17 protein-coding genes are annotated in these 19,093 nt (G+C 59.0%); 12 read left to right on the top strand and 5 right to left on the bottom strand.

Annotation, left to right across the window (positions count from 1 at the left end; all coding sequences use genetic code 11):
- The first annotated feature begins 683 nt into the window (after positions 1-683).
- Both ACQZ5F_RS04855 and ACQZ5F_RS04850 read left to right on the top strand, forming a co-directional pair.
- Positions 684-989 (top strand): hypothetical protein, encoded by a 306-nt coding sequence (locus ACQZ5F_RS04855; RefSeq protein ID WP_225339754.1) that lies wholly within the window; start codon positions 684-686, stop codon positions 987-989.
- An 83-nt stretch (positions 990-1,072) separates the two neighbouring features.
- Positions 1,073-1,318 (top strand): DUF982 domain-containing protein, encoded by a 246-nt coding sequence (locus ACQZ5F_RS04850; RefSeq protein WP_225339753.1) that lies wholly within the window; start codon positions 1,073-1,075, stop codon positions 1,316-1,318.
- Positions 1,319-1,832: 514 nt separating this feature from the next.
- Here the strand turns inward: ACQZ5F_RS04850 and wrbA are convergent.
- Positions 1,833-2,432, bottom strand: coding sequence for an NAD(P)H:quinone oxidoreductase type IV (gene wrbA, locus ACQZ5F_RS04845; RefSeq protein WP_046798461.1), 600 nt, complete (start codon positions 2,430-2,432; stop codon positions 1,833-1,835).
- Positions 2,433-2,708: 276 nt separating this feature from the next.
- Here wrbA and ACQZ5F_RS04840 point away from each other — a divergent pair, with 276 nt between their 5' ends.
- The 6 genes from ACQZ5F_RS04840 (at position 2,709) to ACQZ5F_RS04815 (ending at position 10,934) form a co-directional block, all read left to right on the top strand.
- Positions 2,709-3,500: a competence/damage-inducible protein A gene (locus ACQZ5F_RS04840; RefSeq protein ID WP_052819772.1), complete on the top strand. Its 792-nt coding sequence runs from the start codon at positions 2,709-2,711 to the stop codon at positions 3,498-3,500.
- A gap of 205 nt (positions 3,501-3,705) precedes the next feature.
- The gene (locus ACQZ5F_RS04835) at positions 3,706-4,551 is read left to right on the top strand and encodes a universal stress protein (RefSeq protein WP_225245931.1); all 846 of its coding nucleotides are present in this window, start codon (positions 3,706-3,708) and stop codon (positions 4,549-4,551) included.
- Between the two features lie 298 nt (positions 4,552-4,849).
- Positions 4,850-5,347 (top strand): xanthine phosphoribosyltransferase, encoded by a 498-nt coding sequence (gene gpt / locus ACQZ5F_RS04830; RefSeq protein ID WP_046798460.1) that lies wholly within the window; start codon positions 4,850-4,852, stop codon positions 5,345-5,347.
- Between the two features lie 677 nt (positions 5,348-6,024).
- Positions 6,025-9,843 carry a vitamin B12-dependent ribonucleotide reductase gene (locus ACQZ5F_RS04825; RefSeq protein WP_046798316.1) on the top strand — a complete coding sequence of 1,273 codons (3,819 nt, stop codon included), beginning with the start codon at positions 6,025-6,027 and terminating at the stop codon, positions 9,841-9,843.
- Between the two features lie 490 nt (positions 9,844-10,333).
- Entirely contained in the window at positions 10,334-10,612 is a 279-nt protein-coding gene (locus ACQZ5F_RS04820; RefSeq protein WP_137084404.1) for a BrnT family toxin, read from the top strand.
- Positions 10,602-10,934 carry a helix-turn-helix domain-containing protein gene (locus ACQZ5F_RS04815; protein WP_225245929.1) on the top strand — a complete coding sequence of 111 codons (333 nt, stop codon included), beginning with the start codon at positions 10,602-10,604 and terminating at the stop codon, positions 10,932-10,934. Before ACQZ5F_RS04820 ends, ACQZ5F_RS04815 begins: the two co-directional genes overlap by 11 nt.
- Before the next feature lie 6 nt (positions 10,935-10,940).
- On the opposite strand, the gene ACQZ5F_RS04810 is transcribed toward ACQZ5F_RS04815, so the two are convergent.
- A complete protein-coding gene (locus ACQZ5F_RS04810) occupies positions 10,941-12,266 on the bottom strand; it encodes an Nramp family divalent metal transporter (RefSeq protein WP_225245928.1) in 1,326 nt (441 codons plus the stop codon).
- Here ACQZ5F_RS04810 and ACQZ5F_RS04805 point away from each other — a divergent pair.
- Both ACQZ5F_RS04805 and ACQZ5F_RS04800 read left to right on the top strand, forming a co-directional pair.
- Positions 12,187-12,957, top strand: coding sequence for a VOC family protein (locus ACQZ5F_RS04805; RefSeq protein ID WP_225245927.1), 771 nt, complete (start codon positions 12,187-12,189; stop codon positions 12,955-12,957). The two genes, ACQZ5F_RS04810 and ACQZ5F_RS04805, sit on opposite strands and share 80 nt — an antisense overlap.
- Before the next feature lie 198 nt (positions 12,958-13,155).
- Entirely contained in the window at positions 13,156-13,383 is a 228-nt protein-coding gene (locus ACQZ5F_RS04800) for a hypothetical protein (protein WP_046798312.1), read from the top strand.
- Positions 13,384-13,411: 28 nt separating this feature from the next.
- On the opposite strand, the gene ACQZ5F_RS04795 is transcribed toward ACQZ5F_RS04800, so the two are convergent.
- Positions 13,412-15,145 carry an ABC transporter ATP-binding protein gene (locus ACQZ5F_RS04795; protein WP_046798311.1) on the bottom strand — a complete coding sequence of 578 codons (1,734 nt, stop codon included), beginning with the start codon at positions 15,143-15,145 and terminating at the stop codon, positions 13,412-13,414.
- A gap of 231 nt (positions 15,146-15,376) precedes the next feature.
- Between ACQZ5F_RS04795 and ACQZ5F_RS04790 the strand changes: the two genes are divergently transcribed.
- Complete coding sequence (locus ACQZ5F_RS04790) at positions 15,377-16,615, top strand: AI-2E family transporter (protein ID WP_046798310.1); 1,239 nt, start codon at positions 15,377-15,379, stop codon at positions 16,613-16,615.
- Positions 16,616-16,870: 255 nt separating this feature from the next.
- Here the strand turns inward: ACQZ5F_RS04790 and ACQZ5F_RS04785 are convergent, their stop codons facing one another.
- Complete coding sequence (locus ACQZ5F_RS04785; protein ID WP_052819757.1) at positions 16,871-17,326, bottom strand: GNAT family N-acetyltransferase; 456 nt, start codon at positions 17,324-17,326, stop codon at positions 16,871-16,873.
- A 106-nt stretch (positions 17,327-17,432) separates the two neighbouring features.
- Between ACQZ5F_RS04785 and ACQZ5F_RS04780 the strand changes: the two genes are divergently transcribed.
- Positions 17,433-17,858: a hypothetical protein gene (locus ACQZ5F_RS04780; RefSeq protein ID WP_046798308.1), complete on the top strand. Its 426-nt coding sequence runs from the start codon at positions 17,433-17,435 to the stop codon at positions 17,856-17,858.
- A 3-nt stretch (positions 17,859-17,861) separates the two neighbouring features.
- On the opposite strand, the gene ACQZ5F_RS04775 is transcribed toward ACQZ5F_RS04780, so the two are convergent.
- Entirely contained in the window at positions 17,862-19,016 is a 1,155-nt protein-coding gene (locus ACQZ5F_RS04775) for a DUF2336 domain-containing protein (RefSeq protein ID WP_225339751.1), read from the bottom strand.
- Positions 19,017-19,093 lie beyond the last annotated feature (77 nt).

Genomic DNA, 19,093 nt, shown 5'->3' with positions numbered 1-19,093 from the left:
AATGACGGAGCACGAAAAAGGTTCCCCCGCAGTTCCTCCACCCTGCAGCCAGCCCCCCTGGAAGCACAGCAGCCGTTTCAAAGGGTTAAAGCGCTGTCTGCGGTGAGGACCCGCCTCCGCCCCGTGAGGCAAAATAATTTGCCGGATAACGGCTTCGGCGACATGCATCGAAACGGGGCGGGTCTCGAGGTCAAATATTTTTGAGCGACTATGACCGGCAATGGTAGCGATTTATTCGTGGTAATTTCTCGGTCTATGTCCATTGGCGGTTGTTCGTTACTCTATAACAAGTCCCCCGTACCCTGAAACTGGCGGGAGACAGAGAGATCTGGCATCACTGGCAGTGCGCCAGATCTCTCCCGCCCTCCCCGGCAAGCCACAAATCTCCCCTTAAGGCACACGGATATTTGACTGACGGTGATATGCGCTTCTCTTGCCTTGCCGGTTTCACTCCGGCTAGACCCCTGACCGGGAGGGAGAAACGAGAATCATATGTCCGGTTTTGCGAACCTCATCCCGCTTTTCATCTTTGGCCTCCTCGTCTACGCTTTCTTCCGCTGGGTCGCGCGCGACATTCAGAATCCGAAAAGCAAATAGACGGGACGAATAATCCTTCATCTTCTTGCCTGACGGGAACCGCTGCGCCTCCATATCGTTTTCGCAGACGCACTTCGGAGGACAGGATGAAAACGCTCCTATCATCGGCCACTATCACGCTCACACTGGCGCTGGCGGGATGCACCACAGTCGGACCGCCCCCCTATACTGGACCGGCGCCCTATGTCGCACCGATCCCCGGCAGCATTACCTACAGAGGCCAGCCGCGCACCAAGCTGACGAAATCGCCTATCGGCAGCACCTTCAGCCACGAATTCCGTATCGATGGCAGCACAAGGGCGGTGGAAACCTACCGGATCGCGCCTGACCGCTCGCTGGAGCTTATCGACCGGCGCATCATTCGCGACTGGCTGTTCGGACGCGACGACTGACCGCACCGCACCGGGACCGAAACGGATTGCGCATTCAGGCCGCTTCGGTTAGAGCCGGGCACGACAAACAATACGGATAGGCGATGAACACGCGCTGGCAAAAACCCGTCCTGATCGCGTTTGAAACGCCGGGCGAATACACGAGCATCGAAACCACGCAGGCAGCCTCCTGGGCGCTGATCGAAGATTGGCCGATCGAAGATGGCGATGCGCTGGACAAGGCGCTGCTCATCTGCGCCGCCGTCGATGCTGGTCGGAAAAAGCCGGAAGATGCGCGCAAGGCTTTCCTCGCCGCCGCCGTCGAAGCAGGCCTTGATTTCAAGGCCTGACGGCAACTGGCTCGCCTGCCGCAGGACGATGCCATGTGCCCTGCGGCGCTGAAATTTCAAGACAACAGGTTCGATGGATAAAAACCGATGGAAGCTTCCGGAAACATGAAAAAAGCCCTGTTCATCTTTCTTCTCTCCTGCCTCGCAATCGGCCTTCTCGGCCACCTCGTCGTCGCCTTCGTCGTCACTGGCTGAAGCGCCCAAGGCACCTTCGCCGCACGCGCAATGGCAAGGCATTAAAAATCTCTAAATTTCATTCTTCTGTTATGGAACCGCAATAGGCTCTGTCCGTTCTCTTTTCGCCCGACACAAGGAGGATTGAAATGCGTGACGGATTGAACGGTTTTCTAGAAATCTCGATGCTCGGCTTCGTGGTCGCAAGCTGCCTTTTCATGGTCAACCTGCCGATCTGACCCGCCTTAAAATCCTTTCCCGACAGCACCGGTGACGTAATGATGCCGGGATTAAGAAAAATGCGGCCTTTCGGCCGCATTTCTTTTCAACAAACTTGGTTTCAGGCCGAAAGCTTGGCGGCGATTTTTGCCACATGCGCGCCCTGGAAACGCGCGCCTTCCAGTTCGATTTCAGAAGGCTGGCGCGATCCGTCACCATCGGTGATGGTGGAAGCGCCGTAGGGCGAACCGCCTTTGATTTCATCGACACCCATCTGGCCCTGGAAGGCATAGGGAAGGCCGACAACGGCCATGCCGTGATGCAGGAAGGTGGGAAGGAAGCCGAGAACGGTCGATTCCTGGCCGCCATGCTGGGTAGCGGAAGAGGTGAAGGCCGAGCCGACCTTGCCAACCAGCTTGCCGTTGAACCACAGCCCGCCGGTCTGATCCCAGAAATTGCGCATCTGCGAGGCGACCGTGCCGAAGCGCGTGCCGGCGCCAACGATGATGGCGTCGTATTCAGCGAGTTCGTCCACGGTTGCAATCGGCGCTGCCTGATCCAGCTTGAAGTGGGAGGCCTTGGCGACCTCTTCCGGAACCAGTTCGGGAACGCGCTTGACCACGGCTTCCGCGCCGGTGGATTTGACGCCTTCGGCGACGGCATAGGCCATTGTCTCGATATGACCGTAAGCAGAGTAATAAAGTACCAGAACCTTCGTCATTCTCTTTGTTTCCTTTGCTGGAACTGTTTCCGGCGTGCCGGCCAGAAGCTTTTTCAAAAACTCGATGATCATCGGCGTTGACCCGTCAAATGTGTGTGACGAAAACCTAGCCCACGGCCCCTCATCCCGCCAGCCGGGGATTGGCATACGCACTGTTCACCATGAGTGAACGGAAAACCGAAATGTCAACTATTTACAAAAGGACATTTTTTCAAAACCGCTTTGCATTCAGCAGGAGCAGGGCTAACGTCGGGGAAACAGATGACGAGTGCAACCATGTCCAATCCCTCCTCCACCTCCTCCGTTGTCACCGCCGCCATGCTCGCCATTGGCGACGAATTGCTGTCGGGCCGCACCAAGGACAAGAATATCGGGCATCTCGCAGATGTCCTCACCATGTCCGGGATTGACCTCAAGGAAGTGCGCATCGTCGCCGACGAGGAGGAGCAGATCGTCGAGGCGCTGAACGCGCTGCGCGGTCGCTATGATTATGTCTTTACGTCAGGCGGCATCGGCCCGACCCATGACGACATCACCGCGGATGCGGTGTCAGCGGCGTTCGGCCTGCCCTGCGAACACGATGCCGAGGCGCTGCGCCTGCTGGGCGACATGTACCGGGTCCGCGAGATGGAATTCACCGAAGCGCGCAAACGCATGGCGCGCATGCCGCGAGGGGCTGCGCACATCGCCAATCCGGTTTCCGTCGCCCCCGGATTCGTCATCGGCAATGTTTATGTCATGGCCGGCGTGCCGCAGGTATTTCAGGCTATGCTCGACAATGTCATGCCGACCTTGCGCACCGGCGCGAAGGTCATGTCGCAGGCGGTGCGCTCACCCTATGGCGAAGGCGATATCGGCACGCCGCTGACGGCCATCCAGAAGGCCCATCCCGAAACGAGCATCGGCTCCTATCCGAAATATGACGGGCAGCGTTTTTCGACGGAGATCGTCGTACGCGCCCGCGACGCCGGCGTGTTGAAGGCGGCAACCGAGGCGGTTGCCGCCATGATCGAAACCATCGGCCAGGAGAAGCAACTGGCCGCCAGCAAGGGCGATGCAACCGCCTGAGACGGAGAAGGCCTGAAACGAAAAGGTTTGACCAAAATCAAGGTGGCGGTCTGTAAAGGCGGCCACTCTCCCCCCTGAGCATTTCCAGGAAAAGCGGAACAGCTTTTCCGTCCGGACAAAGCGTAAAACAGAGACTTAGATCGCTCTGGCGATTCGAAGAAAAGCCAGAACGATCTGAAAACGACATGTCACCGAGGAGAGAAGAATGGGTTACAAAACGATACTGACAGTGGTCGACAATGTTTCGAACACGCAGAAGCTCGGCGAATTCGTGGTAAGCCTTGCCAACCAGTTTTCCTCGCATGTGATCGGCCTGCACATGGAAACGCTGGCCGCCGTTCCGCTCGTCGCACCGATGGAAATTCCCGATCCCGCCACCGTGCAGGCTCTGCAGGACGTGGCGCACAAGGAAACCACCGACGTCGGAACCCTTTTCGAACGCACGCTGTCCGCCAACGGCATCTCGCATGAATGGCGCAGCTTCGTCACATCGGTCGGTTACGCCTCCGCATCCGCCATCGATAGCGCCCGTTGCGCCGATTTGATCGTCGCCCGCCAGAGCAGCTCCTCGGCACTGTCAGACAGCCGCTCGGATATTGACGGTTTCCTGTATGAAAGTGGCCGCCCCGTTCTCCTCGTGCCGCATGTGCTCACCGTCGCCAAACCGATCAAGCGCGTCCTCATCGCCTGGAACGGCTCCCGTGAAGCGACCCGCGCCACCTTCGACGCCCTGCCCTTCCTGATCGCGGCCGAAAGCGTCGAGATTTTCTCCGTCGACCAGGCAGAGAGTGAAACACAGTCCGCGGGTCTCGCCGGCACGGAACTGGCCGCAACGCTTGCCCGCCACGGCGTCAACGTCACGGTCACCTCGCAGGAAAAGATCGCCGGCGTCTCGCCGCAGGCGGCCATAGAAAACCGCCTGTCGGATAACAGCATCGACCTTCTGGTCATGGGCGCCTATGGCCATTCCCGCTGGTGGGAGCTGCTGTTCGGCGGCGTCACGCGCACCCTGCTCGATTCCATGACGGCGATGACGCTGCTTTCGCGCTAAATATGGATGCGGCGCAAACAGTGCCGCAAGCCCTCCGTATCCCGCATTATACGGGCGAGCGCCGCTTGTTTCTTCTCCCCGCCGGGGAGAAGTCCGCGGCAGCGGGATGAGGGGGCGACGGTCGAGATATGCGGAGAGAGTGCCCCTCATCCGACCCTTCGGGCCACCTTCTCCCCGGCGGGGAGAAGAAACAAGCCGCAATCTCCCGCGCTGTCCTTTAAGCGGAAAGCTTGCCTTTTTGCCGGTCTTGCGGCTATTAGCCAAAGCCATCGACAATTTTGACCAGATGGTAGACGACATGTCCCTTCCCGATAAAGCTTTTCCCGTCTCCTGGGACCAGTTCCACCGCGATGCCCGCGCGCTTGCCTGGCGTCTTGCCGGCCTCGATAAAGAGTTCCGGGCAATCGTCTGTATCACCCGTGGCGGCCTTGTGCCGGCGGCAATCATTTCCCGCGAGCTGAACATCCGCCTGATCGACACGGTCTGCATCGCCACCCGTCATGACTACGTCAATCAGGGCGACACGGTTCTCCTGAAGGGCGTGGACCCGAAACTGGCGGCTGATGGCGGCGAAGGCGTGCTCGTGCTTGATGATCTGACCGATACCGGCAAGACGGCGCTGGAAGTGCGCGAGATGCTGCCGAGAGCCCATTTTGCCTGCGTTTACGCCAAGCCGAAGGGCGTGCCGACCATTGACACCTTTGTCACTGAAGTCAGCCAGGACACCTGGATCTATTTTCCCTGGGACATGGGCTTCACCTATCAGGAGCCGATCGCCAAGGGATCACGCGGCTGATTGCCAGCCGCCGCTCAAGGCACCCCTGAAAAGCCGTCCCGCCGGGGCGGCTTTTTTGTGTGAAACTGCCTTTTTGACGACAGCGGAAAAACACGGAAAAACCGCAGTGTCGCCTTTATGCCTCACCCCGGAAATGCGCGGTTTTGGCTTTCCGCTGCGGAAACCAGCCCCGCACAGGCTTGAGATTTCCCCGCCAAGTTACTGATTCTTTTGAAAGCTTTTGCTTTCCCCGTTTTCCACAGGCACTTCACACAATATCTTGTGGTTAAAAATGCGTTTCAATCTATGGCTTGACGAATCTATGCCGCAAGAGGAAAGTGACAGTTATGTTGCGGCGGCAACGGACCGGAAAGTAACGAGGCCGGCTCCTTTCAATCTCAGCTCGCTAATCCAGACGCGGCGTCCCGGCCATCAGGGGGCGGTTTGCCGGTGGGTTTCTGCGTGCCTTGGAGAACCGCCAAAAACATGACGCGGGGACTGGCGGCAGGAAGCTGTTGATACTATATTTAGTATTCCACACTATGCTTGCAGCCGAATAAGCCACGAGATACAGGGATCACATCCAAGGATGAACATCCCTTTCAGATCGGCAACAACCGGCTGCGCGAAGGCATCGCACGGCTGGACCGGATTTTTGCGCCCTTTGCCGGGCGCCCAATGGACGAGGACAGGAAACCATGCGCATTGAACGTCGCTTCACGAAGCCCGGCCAATCGCCTTACGCGGAAATCGACTTCCGCAAGGCCGTCAGTGAAATCAAGAACCCTGATGGTTCCATCGTGTTCCGTCTGGCGGATATCGACGTTCCCGCGCAGTTCAGCCAGGTGGCGACCGACGTTCTGGCGCAGAAATATTTCCGCAAGGCCGGCGTGCCGAAGGTGCTTAAGAAGGTTGAGGAAAACGACGTTCCTTCCTTCCTGTGGCGCTCTGTTGCCGATGAGAAAGCCCTGAAGGATGTGCCGGAAGCCGAGCGTTACGGCTCCGAGACCGATGCGCGCCAGGTTTTCGACCGTCTGGCCGGCACCTGGGCCTATTGGGGCTGGAAGGGCAAATATTTCTCGTCCGAAGAAGACGCGCTCGCCTTCCGCGACGAGCTTGCCTACATGCTCGCCACCCAGCGTGTTGCCCCCAACTCCCCGCAATGGTTCAACACCGGCCTGCACTGGGCCTATGGCATCGATGGTCCGGGCCAGGGCCACTTCTATGTCGACCCCTTCACCGGCAAGCTGACCAAGTCCAAATCCGCTTACGAACATCCGCAGCCGCATGCCTGCTTCATCCAGTCGGTCGAAGACGACCTCGTCAATGAAGGCGGCATCATGGACCTGTGGGTGCGCGAAGCGCGCCTGTTCAAATACGGTTCCGGCACCGGCTCCAACTTCTCCTATCTGCGTGGCGAAGGCGAAAAGCTTTCCGGCGGCGGCAAATCCTCCGGCCTGATGAGCTTCCTCAAGATCGGCGACCGTGCAGCCGGCGCCATCAAGTCCGGTGGCACGACCCGTCGTGCAGCAAAGATGGTCGTCGTTGATGCCGATCACCCCGACATCGAAGCCTATATCGACTGGAAGGTGAACGAGGAGCAGAAAGTTGCCGCTCTCGTCACCGGCTCCAAGATCGTCGCCAAGCACCTGAAGGCCATCATGAAGGCCTGCGTCAATTGCGAGGCAGACAATGGTGACTGCTTCGACCCGGCCAAGAACCCTGCCCTGAAGCGCGAAATCCGCGCTGCCAAGAAGGATATGGTGCCGGAAAACTACGTCAAGCGCGTCATCCAGTTCGCCGAACAGGGTTACAAGGACATCCAGTTCAAGACCTACGACACGGACTGGGATTCGGAAGCCTATCTCACGGTTTCAGGCCAGAACTCCAACAATTCCGTCTCGCTGAAGGATGACTTCCTGCGCGCTGTCGAAAATGACGGCGACTGGAACCTTACCGCCCGCAAGGACGGCAAGGTGATGAAGACGCTGAAGGCCCGCGACCTCTGGGAAAAGATTTCCCACGCCGCCTGGGCGTCCGCCGACCCCGGCCTGCACTTCAACACCACCATGAACGACTGGCACACGTCGCCGGCCGAAGGCCCAATCCGCGCTTCGAACCCGTGCTCGGAATATATGTTCCTCGACGACACGGCCTGCAACCTTGCCTCGCTGAACCTCCTGCAGTTCAAGGATCAGGCGACGAAGCGCATCGACATCGCCGATTACGAACATGCCGTTCGCCTGTGGACCGTCGTGCTCGAAGTTTCCGTGATGATGGCGCAGTTCCCCTCGCGCCAGATTGCCGAACGCTCCTATGAATACCGCACGCTCGGCCTCGGTTACGCCAATATCGGTGGCCTCTTGATGTCGTCGGGCATTCCCTATGACAGCGATGAGGGCCGCGCCATTGCAGGTGCGCTGACCGCGATCATGACGGGCATTTCCTATGCCACCTCGGCTGAAATGGCCGGCGAGCTTGGCCCCTTCCCGAGCTTTGCGCCGAACCGCGACAACATGCTGCGCGTCATCCGCAACCACCGCCGTGCCGCCCATGGCCTGTCGGATGGTTATGAGGGCCTGTCGGTCAACCCGGTCGCGCTCATCCATGCCGATTGCACGGATCAGGACCTCATCGCCCATGCAACAGCCGCCTGGGACAAGGCCCTGGCGCTTGGCGAACAGCACGGCTATCGCAATGCCCAGACCACCGTCATCGCGCCAACAGGCACGATCGGCCTCGTGATGGATTGCGACACGACCGGCATCGAACCCGACTTCGCGCTGGTGAAGTTCAAGAAGCTCGCCGGCGGCGGCTACTTCAAGATCATCAACCGCGCGGTTCCCGATGCGCTGCGTTCGCTTGGGTATTCCGAAAGCCAGATCGCCGAGATCGAGGCCTATGCCGTCGGCCATGGCAATCTCAATCAGGCGCCGGCCATCAACCCCTCGACGCTGAAGGCCAAGGGCTTCACCGATGAGAAGATCGAAGCCGTCAACGCTGCGCTGAAGAGCGCCTTCGACATCAAGTTCGTCTTCAACCAGTGGACGCTCGGCGCCGACTTTCTCAAGGACACGCTGAAGGTCTCCGACGAGCAGCTCTCCGATATGAGCTTCAACCTGCTCGAGCACCTCGGCTTCGGCAAGAAGGATATCGAAGCGGCGAACGTGCACGTTTGCGGCGCGATGACGCTGGAAGGTGCACCGTTCCTGAAGAACGAACACCTGCCGGTGTTCGATTGCGCCAACCCCTGCGGCAAGATCGGCAAGCGTTATCTCTCGGTGGAATCGCATATCCGCATGATGGCGGCGGCACAGCCCTTCATCTCGGGTGCGATCTCCAAGACGATCAACATGCCGAATGACGCGACGGTGGAAGATTGCGGCGCAGCCTACATGCTCTCCTGGAAGCTGGCGCTGAAGGCCAACGCCCTTTACCGCGATGGCTCCAAGCTTTCCCAGCCGCTCAATGCCTCGCTGGTGGAAGATGACGACGAAGAAGATTTCGTTGAAGAACTGATCCAGCAGCCGCTTGCCCAGCAGGCCGTGACGATCACCGAAAAGATCGTCGAACGCGTCATCGAGCGCGTGTCCCGCGAGCGTGAAAAGCTGCCGAACCGCCGTCAGGGTTATACCCAGAAGGCAACCGTCGGCGGTCACAAGGTCTATCTGCGCACCGGCGAATTCGGTGACGGCCGCATCGGCGAAATCTTCATCGACATGCACAAGGAAGGCGCTGCTTTCCGTGCGATGATGAACAACTTCGCCATCGCCATTTCGCTTGGCCTGCAATATGGCGTGCCGCTGGAAGAATATGTGGAGGCCTTTACCTTCACCAAGTTCGAACCGGCCGGCATGGTGCAGGGCAACGACGCGATCAAGAACGCCACGTCGATCCTCGACTACGTGTTCCGCGAACTCGCCGTCTCCTATCTCGGCCGCCACGACCTCGCCCATGTCGATACGTCTGACTTCTCCAACACGGCACTTGGCAAGGGTATCCAGGAAGGCAAGACCAACCTGCTCTCCACCGGCTGGACACGCGGTTACAAACCGACACTGGTTTCCAGCAACGAAGGCGAACGCTCCGCTTCCGAACCCAAGGGCTCGGCAACGGCAGCCCCCGCCCGCGCCTCGGCCAACGTCACCTCCTTTGCAGGCTCTGCCGCCCGCAAGCTGGAACCGACGGTCGCCATCGCAACCTCCGAAATCGTCTCCTTCAAGCGGGACTATGAAGAGCGCGCCAAGGAACTGGCCGAAGAGATTGCCGAAGAGGTGATCGACGACGTGGCCCAGGAAGCCAAACAGACCGCCACCGCCCTCTTCTCCGACAAGGCCGCCGCCGACGCTGCATCGGCCAAGGCGGAAGCCAAGAAGGTGGAAAACGAACGCCGCATGCGCTCGATTGCACAGGGCTACACGGGCAACATGTGCTCGGAATGCCAGAACTTCACGATGGTGCGGAACGGCACTTGTGAGAAGTGCGATACTTGTGGTGCGACGAGCGGTTGCAGCTAAGATAGCTGTGGATAACTAGTAAATTTCCAGCCCGGCGATTTCGTCGGGCTGGATTTCCAAATGGAACAAAACAAGAATATTGTTTGAGATTTGAAGTTTAGAAATACAAAAGCCGGGACACGAGGTCCCGGCTTGTATACCGCGAAAAAGCCGAAGCTCACGCGGGGCGAAGAGACTCAAGTGCCTCCTCTGTTGGCGCAGTAATTATGGAGCATAAGAGAATTGAAGTCGAGGTAGCTTCGGTAGCCATCAACAAGGAGTTTTCTAGATGGCCTCCAATGAACGTACGTCTAAGTCGGTTGCATCTACGGCAGGAAAGCTGCTCAGCAATCCCAAGACACCCGCTGCTGTAAAGAAAGTAGCGGCCTCAGCCTTAACTCAAGCACCCAACAAAAAGAAATGATGAATCCCGAGGGCTCTTTCAGATATGAAAGAGCCCTTATTGTTTCGATATTTTATTTATTGCGCTACTGGAAACCCGTAGTTCGAAATGTTATATTTTGAATGGAATGAGCATAAGGCGTCAGCCAATCTCGCCAAACATGGCGTCAGTTTTGAAACCGCCCGCGGGGTTTTTGACGATCCATTTGCCGTGGATATCGAGGATCGTTCAGCGAATTACGGTGAAGTCCGACGGCGTATAGTGGGGTTGGCCAACGGATTGGTTCTGACCGTGATCTATACCGAACGAAGCGAAGTGATCCGCATCATATCCGCACGAAAGGCGACACGCGCAGAGCGCAAGGAATATGACGACAATGGCTGGTAAAACCGATCAAACCGACTGGGTCCGTCTTCACGCCATGACAGACGAAGAGGCGGAAGCAAACGCGCTTGCCGATCCCGACAGCCCACCGCTTTTCGCCGAACAGTTCGCTGCTGCCAGGAAAATGCCCCGCATCAAGATCATCCGCCGGGCGCTGAAGCTGACGCAGGAAGAGTTTTCCGCGCGTTATCATATTCCGCTCGGCACCCTGCGCGATTGGGAACAGGGCCGCAGCGAGCCGGATCAACCGGCCCGCGCTTATCTGAAAGTCATTGCCGTCGATCCCGAGGGAACGGCGGCCGCGCTCCGTAAAGGCGCGGCCTGACCCTCCTCACCCCATGAAATCCATCAGCAGCTTCACATTCAACGCCGCAATCACCACCGCAATCAGCCACGCAAAAGCCGAGAGCCAGAGCGGCGCTTTCAGTGCGCCCATCTTGGCCTTGTCGGAGGTGAACATCACGAGCGGGAAGACGGCGAAGGAGAGTTGCAGGCTGAGCACCACCTGCGTCAGGATCAAGAGTTCCGCCGTGCCGCTGTCTCCGTAAAAGATGGTGACGCCGGCAGCCGGGATGATGGCGATGCCGCGGGTGATGAGGCGGCGCAGCCAGGGGGCGAGCTGCATCTTCAGGAAACCCTCCATCACGATCTGACCCGCGAGCGTGGCCGTGACGGTGGAATTGATGCCGCAGCACAGGAGCGCCACGCCGAACAGCGTCGGCGCAATGGCAAGACCCAGCAGCGGCGCGAGAAGATTATGCGCCTCACCGAGTTCGGCGACATTGGTCTGCCCCGTCTTGTGAAAGGTCGCTGCCGCAAGGATGAGGATCGAGGCGTTGATGGTGAGGGCGAACATCAGCGCGATGGTGGAATCGAGCGTCGCGAATTTCAGTGCCTCGCGCTTTTCGGCAATTGTTTCACCGATTTCGCGGGTCTGCACGATGCCCGAATGCAGATAGAGATTATGCGGCATGACGGTGGCGCCAAGAATGCCGAGCGCCAGATAGAGCATGTCCGGATTGGTGACGATCTCGGTCGTTGGTGCAAAACCGAGGATCACCTGCCCCCAGTCAGGGTCGGCAAGCGCCACCTGAATGGCGAAACACACGGCGATGACGCCAAGCAGCGTGATGACCATAGCCTCCACCCAGCGGAAACCGAGCTTCTGCAGATAAAGGATGAGGAACACATCAAGCGCGGTGATGAGAACGCCGAGTTCGAGCGGAATGCCGAAGATGAGGTTGAGGCCGATCGCCGTGCCGATGACCTCGGCAATATCGGTGGCAATAATGGCGATTTCGGCCAGCACCCACAACACCATCGCCACCGGCTTCGGATAGGCATCACGGCAGGCCTGGGCGAGATCGCGGCCGGAAGCAATTGCCAGACGGGCGCAGAGCGATTGCAGGACAATCGCCATGATGTTCGAGACCAGCGCAACGGTGAGCAGCGTATAGCCGAATTTGGAGCCGCCGGCGAGCGATGTCGCCCAGTTTCCGGGATCCATATAACCGACAGCAACGAGATAGCCGGGGCCGAAAAAGGCCATGGCCCGGCGAAACGTGCCGGCATTCGGCTTGACCTTGATCGAACCGTGTACGTCGGACAACGACAGATCGTCGCCATTCCGCCGCCATCCAAAGACTGGCTTGTCCATTCCAAGAACTTTCAAATCGGAAATTGTGTTTATGCAATTGCAAATCATTCGCATAAACTCAATGGGCTGGCAAGCGGGCTTTTGGGCGCTTGCGCCATCGAAAAAGATTGCCTTGTATTGTGTCGCGGGGATGCCCCGCTGGATGCCCTCAAATCGACCGGAGCAAAAGCGCCGCATAAAAACCGACAGGATCAGCCGCGTCATAAGGGATGGCTGCCCGGCGTCCGGGTGGCCGGGGTTGCAGCTGGCCATTGACAGCATCGATGTCGTAGCCTGTACACAGGTCGCCGATACAGGTCAGACATATTCCAGAAGGAGCAACCGCGTGAACCTGATTGCCCATGTCGAAATTCCCGTGCTTGATATTGAAAGGGCGATGCGTTTCTACAGCGCCGTTTTTGACGTTAGCTTTGCGGAAATCGTCACGATCCATGACAACAGGATGGCCTATTTCCCCTTCGAGGAGGGAAAGGATGGGGCAAGCGGCGCGCTTGCCGAGGGAGAGACCTATGTTCCGACGAAAGACGGAGCAATCATCTATCTCGGCGTGAAAAACATTGACGATGTGCTTGAGAGAGCCGTGCAGCTGGGCAGCGAAATCCTGTTTCCCAAAACGCCGGTCGATGACAATCTCTTCGTCGCCGAAATTTCCGATAGCGAAGGAAACCGCATCGCGGTGCAATCGGCCTGATCAGGCAGTCTGCGTTGTAAATTGAAGAATGGCCGGCGCATCATTCCGTTTTCGATGCCCGGCCTTCGAAGACAAGGGTCGGCCGTTCAGGTGACAGCCCTCACGGCCTTGTCATCACCCCTGCCCCCGCCGTTGCGGAACAGCTGCATATGCGCCTGCGTTGATCTCCAAGGAAGTAGTCCAATTCCGGGGAAGTTCATGCGAGACGGCAGCAAATTCAGCCTGGTGAACCATCCGAAGCGATGGCCCAGATATATCATGGCACATAGAAGGCCGCGCGACTGGCTGATGACAATCAGCGGCATCGTGCTGCTGTTCGTGGTCGCCGCCGCAGTCGCCATGGGTTATCTCGTCACCAGCCATCCGGGAAAACCGGAACCCAATCCCGGCATCGTCGAGGAAGAGGCTGCGGAAAACGGCGGATAGGCGGCGGCGCAGGACGCGCCGCTCCCAATCAGCTGAGGCCCGCAAGATGCCCGCTGAACTGCGCCTCATGCAGGCGGCTGTAATGGCCCTTGGCGGCCAGAAGCTCGGCATGGGCCCCGGTTTCGGCAATGCCGGTCTGGTCGACCACCACAATGCGCGAGGCATCACGGATCGTTGCCAGCCGGTGGGCGATGACGAGCGTGGTGCGACCTTTGGCAAGTTCCGTCAGCGATTGCTGGATAGCCCGCTCCGTTTCCGTATCGAGCGCCGAGGTCGCTTCGTCCAGAATGAGGATCGGCGGGTTCTTGAGGAACATTCGGGCAATGGCAAGACGCTGCTTCTGCCCACCGGACAATTTGACGCCGCGCTCGCCGATAACGGTGTCGAGCCCGAGCGGCATGGCCTCGATCACGCCATCCAGCCGCGCACGCCGCGCCGCATCCATGATCTCCTCGTCGGAAGCGCCAAGCCGGCCATATTCGATATTCTCGCGGATCGTGCCGCCGAAAAGGAAAACATCCTGCTGCACGATGCCAATCTGGTTGCGCAGCGAGGCAAGCTTCATTTTTCTGATATCGATGCCGTCAATGGTGATCGCACCGCTGGTAACATCGTAAAAACGCGGCAGCAGTGAGCAGAGCGTCGTCTTGCCCGCGCCCGAAGGACCGACAAAGGCAACCGTCTCACCGGCGCTGATCTTGAGGTCGATATTGCGCAGAACCTGCTTGCCCTCGGCATAAGCGAAACCGACATGGCGATATTCGATGCTGCCGGAAAGTGCCGGCGCCTCGATTGCGTCGGGCGCATCGACGATATCAGGCGCCGTGTCCAGAAGTTCGGTGAAACGGCGGAAACCGGCAATACCCTTCGGATAGGTCTCGATCACCGAATTGATCTTCTCCACCGGGCGAAAAAACACGCCGACCAGCAGCAGGAAGCCGACAAAGCCGCCTTCCGTCAGACTGCCCGTCAGCACGAACCATGCGCCGCAGATCATCACGATCATCTGCGTCAGGCGCATGCTCATGTAGCTGAGCGAAGTGCTGGCCGCCATGATCTTGTAGGCGTCGAGCTTCGTGCGGCGGTATTTCTGGTTGTCCTTCTCGAACAGCGCACGCTCATGGTCTTCGTTGGCGAAGGCCTGCACCACTCGCATGCCGCCAACGTTTTCCTCGATACGGGCATTGAAATCACCGACGCGACCATAGAGCGCGCGAAAATTCTGCGTCATGCGGCCGCCGTAACGGCTTGTCACCCAGGCGGTGACGGGCACGACGGCGGCGGTGATGAGCGCCAGCTGCACATTGACCGACATCATCAGCAGGAACGCGCCGATGAAGGTCATGATGGCGATGAACAGATCCTCGGGTCCGTGGTGGGCCACCTCGCCGATCTCTTCCAGATCCTTGGTCAGCCGCCCGACCAGATGGCCGGTCTTCTGGTTGTCGAAATAACGGAAGGAGAGCTTTTGCAGGTGATCGAAGGCCAGACGCCGCATGTCGGTCTCGATATTGATGCCGAGCATGTGTCCCCAATAGGTGACCGTCGCCATCAGCCCCGTATTCAGCACGTAGATGACCAGCAGACCGACAGACGCAGCGAGGATGATCGCCCATTCGCCGCCCGGCAAAAGCACATCGACAAAGGCCTTCACCGCCATCGGAAAACCGAGTTCAAGCACGCCCGACAAGACCGCGCAGGAAAAGTCGAGGATGAAGAGACCGCGATAGGGACGATAATAGGCGAAGAAACGGCGAAGCATGGCATGACCTGGAGAGCGGGCGCGGCAAAACTCGTACCGCAGAAAACGGGAGTTCAATTGTCATATTTCAATGCGTGCGCCAAGACCGATGTTCTATTTTTACCAAAATCGTTCAATAGCTTCGGCAATAAACACACAACGGTAATGTGATCGGGTTATATTGCACTTATATGTATCGGTGTGAGAGAGTGAATGCATCCCTTCGGGGGAGAATGCGAGAAAGAGCCTGCCGTGAGTAACAATGACAGTCGTAAGCAGAGTGGCGAACCGAGATGGCTTGGCCCCGCCAGTCCGACGCGGATCGCCCTGATCCCGCCCATCTCGGCTGCGCGCTGGCTGCTCGTTCTCGTTGCCCTTGCGGGCACCTATTTCTTCCACGGCTTTCTGGTTCCCGTTCTCGCCGCCCTCGTCATCGGTTTTGCCAGCTGGCCGGTCTATACGCGGCTTTTGCGACAGGTGGGCGGCAACACCACGCTCGGCGCATCCATCGCCATCGTCCTCATCCTTACCTTTCTCGTGGTGCCGATCTTTATCGCCGCCTCCTATACGGCAAGTGAAATCCGCGAATGGTTCGGCTGGGCGGTGCACGTCAACAAGGCGGGCGCTCCTGTGCCGGACTGGATCGCCGCGCTGCCCGGCGTCGGCCCGTGGCTCGGCGAACAATGGGTGAAATATATCGGCACGCCGGGCGCCATCGGTGAAGTCATACAGCTCGTCAGCGGCGCCAATATCGGCAATATCTACCGGGCGATCCTGGCCGCCGGCAACGGCGCCTTCCACCTTGTCCTCACCCTGCTGTTCATGCTGATCGCGCTGTTCTTCGTGTATCGCAACGGCGCCGGCTTCTCCCGCCAGGTCGATCTCGTGGGTGAGCGCATCCTGCCGACGCGCTGGGAGCGCATCTCCCGCGTCGTGCCCGCCACCATCAGCTCCACCGTCACAGGCATGACGCTGATCGCCATCGGCGAAGGCATCATCCTCGGCATCGCCTACTGGATTGCCGGCGTGCCCTCGCCCGTCACGCTCGGCGTGCTCACCGGTGTCATGGCGCTCATTCCGGGCGGCGCGCCGCTCTCATTTACGCTGGTGTCGATCTATCTGGTCGCCAGCGGCTCCCCGGCTTACGGTCTGGCGCTGTTCGTCTGGGGTTCGGTCGAGCTTTTCATCGTCGACAAGACCATCCGCCCGAAGCTCGTCGGCGGGCCTATAAAACTGCCTTTCCTGCCGACCTTTTTCGGCCTCGTCGGCGGCGTCAAGACCATGGGTTTCCTCGGTCTGTTCATTGGCCCAGTGCTGATGGCGCTGCTGGTGGCAATCTGGCGCGAATGGGTGCGTGAAGTGGAAATCTCCGCCGCCGTAAGCGCCGAGACCCCGCCCTCGCCGCCCACCCAGGACGACCCGGTCGCGGATGCCATCTCGCGTGAAGACGAAAGCGATGAAACGACGGCGTTTCGAAAAGCGGCGTTTTGATTGCTGAAGCCTGCGGCGAAGGGCGATTGCCTGAAACGCCGGATGGCGGACCAAGATCGTTTACCTCTCATCCGTCATGCCAGACCTGATCCGGCATCCAGTCAAGGCGCGTCTGCGCCGTGAAAAGAATCTATCGCGATCAAGGACTTGATCGCGATAGACCCCGGATCTAGTCCGGGGTGACGTGGGTGGATGCTATGGCAACGTCTTAAACGTCCCCATCGCCAGTCCATCAGGCAAATCTGTGCCTTCGCCCTAGAGCGCCTTTTCCATGAACAGGCTGAGCGGATCCGGCCTGTAGGGCGCAAAGGCCTCGATTTCCACAAACCCCGCCTTGCGGTATAAACCGATCGCTTCCGGCTGGCTGATGCCGGTTTCGAGCCGGATGGCGGTAAGGCCAAGTTCGACGCCACGCGCAACAAGCGTATCCATGATCAACTTGCCGATCCGCAGTCCCCGCGCGTCAGGGTCAACGAACATGCGCTTGACTTCCGCCGTGCCGTCGCCCGCTTCCACCAGCGCCCCGCATCCGACAACACGCCCCTCATGGCGCGCCACAAAAAACGAGGCATTATCCTTCTCCAGCTGACCAATATCGACCAGATGATTGCTCTCGGCGGGATAAAGTGACGCCATATAGGCATTGGAAAGATCGATGAGGCGCAGAACCGCTTCCTGCCGGGGTGTTTCAAGCTTGATTTCGATGGCCAATGGAATGCCTGCTTTCTCTCAAAAAATGCGTATTTCGTCGTAATGTCACTGCAATCCGGATAGATGAGTTTCTAGAGCATTATTCCCGACAGAGGCAACACACCCCATGAAAACAGCCCTCGTTCTCATGACCTTCCTTGGTTGCGACGACAGCGCCACCGACTGCCATTACCTTGCCACCTCGCAGCAGCGCTGGACAAGCATCGAGCTTTGCGACGCCGTGTCGGAAAAGGAGCTGGAGCGCTACGCCAACGCCTCCTATCCGGTCGTGGTGGCTGTTTGCCAGACACCGGGCGAACAGACGCCGCAGACGGCCGGCACACAGCCCCCTGCCGCAACGGCACCGGCTGATACGGCGCCGCAGGCAAGCGCAGAGGTGACGCAGAAAGAGGAAGAAAGCCTGACAAAACAGGCAATCAGCCGCGTCAGCCGCATCCTGCCATCTACCGAAGGCATTAAGCATCTGCTGGGCACGCCGGTCAGAGTGGTCGAAAACAGCTATTCGTGGATTGCCAAACGCCTAGAGAAATAAAACTCAGGCAGCCTCAACCGTCAGTGCCTCGGCATAATACCGGGCCTTCTGCCGTTCTTCCGCAATCGCCAGCTTGCGCACGGCATGTAGCAGTTCGAACAATGTTTCGGAACCGTTGACGTCGCGGAAATGCGCCAGCAACTCGGCAGAGACGGAAGCAGCCGCCTCTGAAAGCTGCGAGCGGGCGGCACGCCGCCACATCAGCGTCGCCTCGATGAAGACGTCAACAACGTCGCCGAAAAGACCGATCGACTGGAACAGGGCCTTCAACGCATGCGGCCGCCCGGTTGCCAGAATGGCGCGCACCTTGCGGTCTTCGAGACCGGAGAGATTGACCATGGCCGCGGTAAAGAACTCCAGACGCCCCGAACAGACGGCGTGGATGAGCAGCGCCGGTGTCAGTTCCAGCCGCTGGCGCAGATGCTCCACCAGCGCCGGCAATTCGGGCGACGCAACGGCTGCTGCGATGAGGATTGTGGCAGAATCCTCCGCCTCGCGGAAAATACTGTCGGCGCGGTTGCGTGCGATGAGCGCATGAACCAGCGCCGAACCCGCCAGAGCTTCGCTGACACGCGCCATCAACAGGTGCCGCGCATCAGCCGGCAGCGCCTCACGGCAAAGCAAGAGATCGCGAATGTCGGCGTCCGAGCCATGGCGCTCGGCAATGCGCCGCAGCGAGAACGGTGTGATGAAGGCGTCGTCATTCTCGAGAAGAATGATGGTTTCCGAGAGATCGCCGACTTCGGCAAGTGCCGCGCAGGCCCCGCGCGGCAGACCTGGCCTTGCGGCGATGAGGGCACGCGTCAGGCTCTCACCGCGCCCGGCAAGGTCAACCAGATCGGCTTCGGTAAGGACCGGCGAACGGGCAATCACCGTACAGGCGATTTCCGGCTGGTCTTCGGCAAGTGAAACGAGAATGGCACGCGGCGCATCAGTGGCATCCGCCAGCGCCTCGGCAAGCGCCAGCCGCACACGCGGCGACGGGTCGTCGAGCAGATAGGTCATTGCCATATAGGCGGCATCGCGGTTTTCCCGCGCCATGTCGGAATGCAGATAGGCACGGCCGAGAGCATTGGCGGCCTTCGCCCGCTCGGTCGATCCAGCCTTTTCAGACCAGCGAAGAAATGCCTGTACGATCACCTGAGCCTCGAAACACATTCGCAACAATGGATGACGGCATCATCGCCGCCACCATGTATAAAACTCTAGGCGCAAATAGTTTACGTTTGGTTCAC

It is taken from the genome of Agrobacterium sp. 22-210-1 (genome assembly GCF_053522525.1).
Note: the sequence above shows the minus strand (reverse complement) of the source record. Positions and strands in the feature narration are given on the sequence as shown.

Excerpts from the sequence above, each read along its gene's own strand:
- ACQZ5F_RS04855 (WP_225339754.1), top strand. The coding sequence starts at position 684 with ATGAAAACGCTCCTATCATCGGCCACTATCACGCTCACACTGGCGCTG.
- ACQZ5F_RS04850 (WP_225339753.1), top strand. The coding sequence starts at position 1,073 with ATGAACACGCGCTGGCAAAAACCCGTCCTGATCGCGTTTGAAACGCCG.
- wrbA (WP_046798461.1), bottom strand. The coding sequence starts at position 2,432 with ATGACGAAGGTTCTGGTACTTTATTACTCTGCTTACGGTCATATCGAG.
- ACQZ5F_RS04840 (WP_052819772.1), top strand. The coding sequence starts at position 2,709 with ATGTCCAATCCCTCCTCCACCTCCTCCGTTGTCACCGCCGCCATGCTC.
- ACQZ5F_RS04835 (WP_225245931.1), top strand. The coding sequence starts at position 3,706 with ATGGGTTACAAAACGATACTGACAGTGGTCGACAATGTTTCGAACACG.
- gpt (WP_046798460.1), top strand. The coding sequence starts at position 4,850 with ATGTCCCTTCCCGATAAAGCTTTTCCCGTCTCCTGGGACCAGTTCCAC.
- ACQZ5F_RS04825 (WP_046798316.1), top strand. The coding sequence starts at position 6,025 with ATGCGCATTGAACGTCGCTTCACGAAGCCCGGCCAATCGCCTTACGCG.
- ACQZ5F_RS04820 (WP_137084404.1), top strand. The coding sequence starts at position 10,334 with ATGTTATATTTTGAATGGAATGAGCATAAGGCGTCAGCCAATCTCGCC.
- ACQZ5F_RS04815 (WP_225245929.1), top strand. The coding sequence starts at position 10,602 with ATGGCTGGTAAAACCGATCAAACCGACTGGGTCCGTCTTCACGCCATG.
- ACQZ5F_RS04810 (WP_225245928.1), bottom strand. The coding sequence starts at position 12,266 with ATGGACAAGCCAGTCTTTGGATGGCGGCGGAATGGCGACGATCTGTCG.
- ACQZ5F_RS04800 (WP_046798312.1), top strand. The coding sequence starts at position 13,156 with ATGCGAGACGGCAGCAAATTCAGCCTGGTGAACCATCCGAAGCGATGG.
- ACQZ5F_RS04795 (WP_046798311.1), bottom strand. The coding sequence starts at position 15,145 with ATGCTTCGCCGTTTCTTCGCCTATTATCGTCCCTATCGCGGTCTCTTC.
- ACQZ5F_RS04780 (WP_046798308.1), top strand. The coding sequence starts at position 17,433 with ATGAAAACAGCCCTCGTTCTCATGACCTTCCTTGGTTGCGACGACAGC.
- ACQZ5F_RS04775 (WP_225339751.1), bottom strand. The coding sequence starts at position 19,016 with ATGTGTTTCGAGGCTCAGGTGATCGTACAGGCATTTCTTCGCTGGTCT.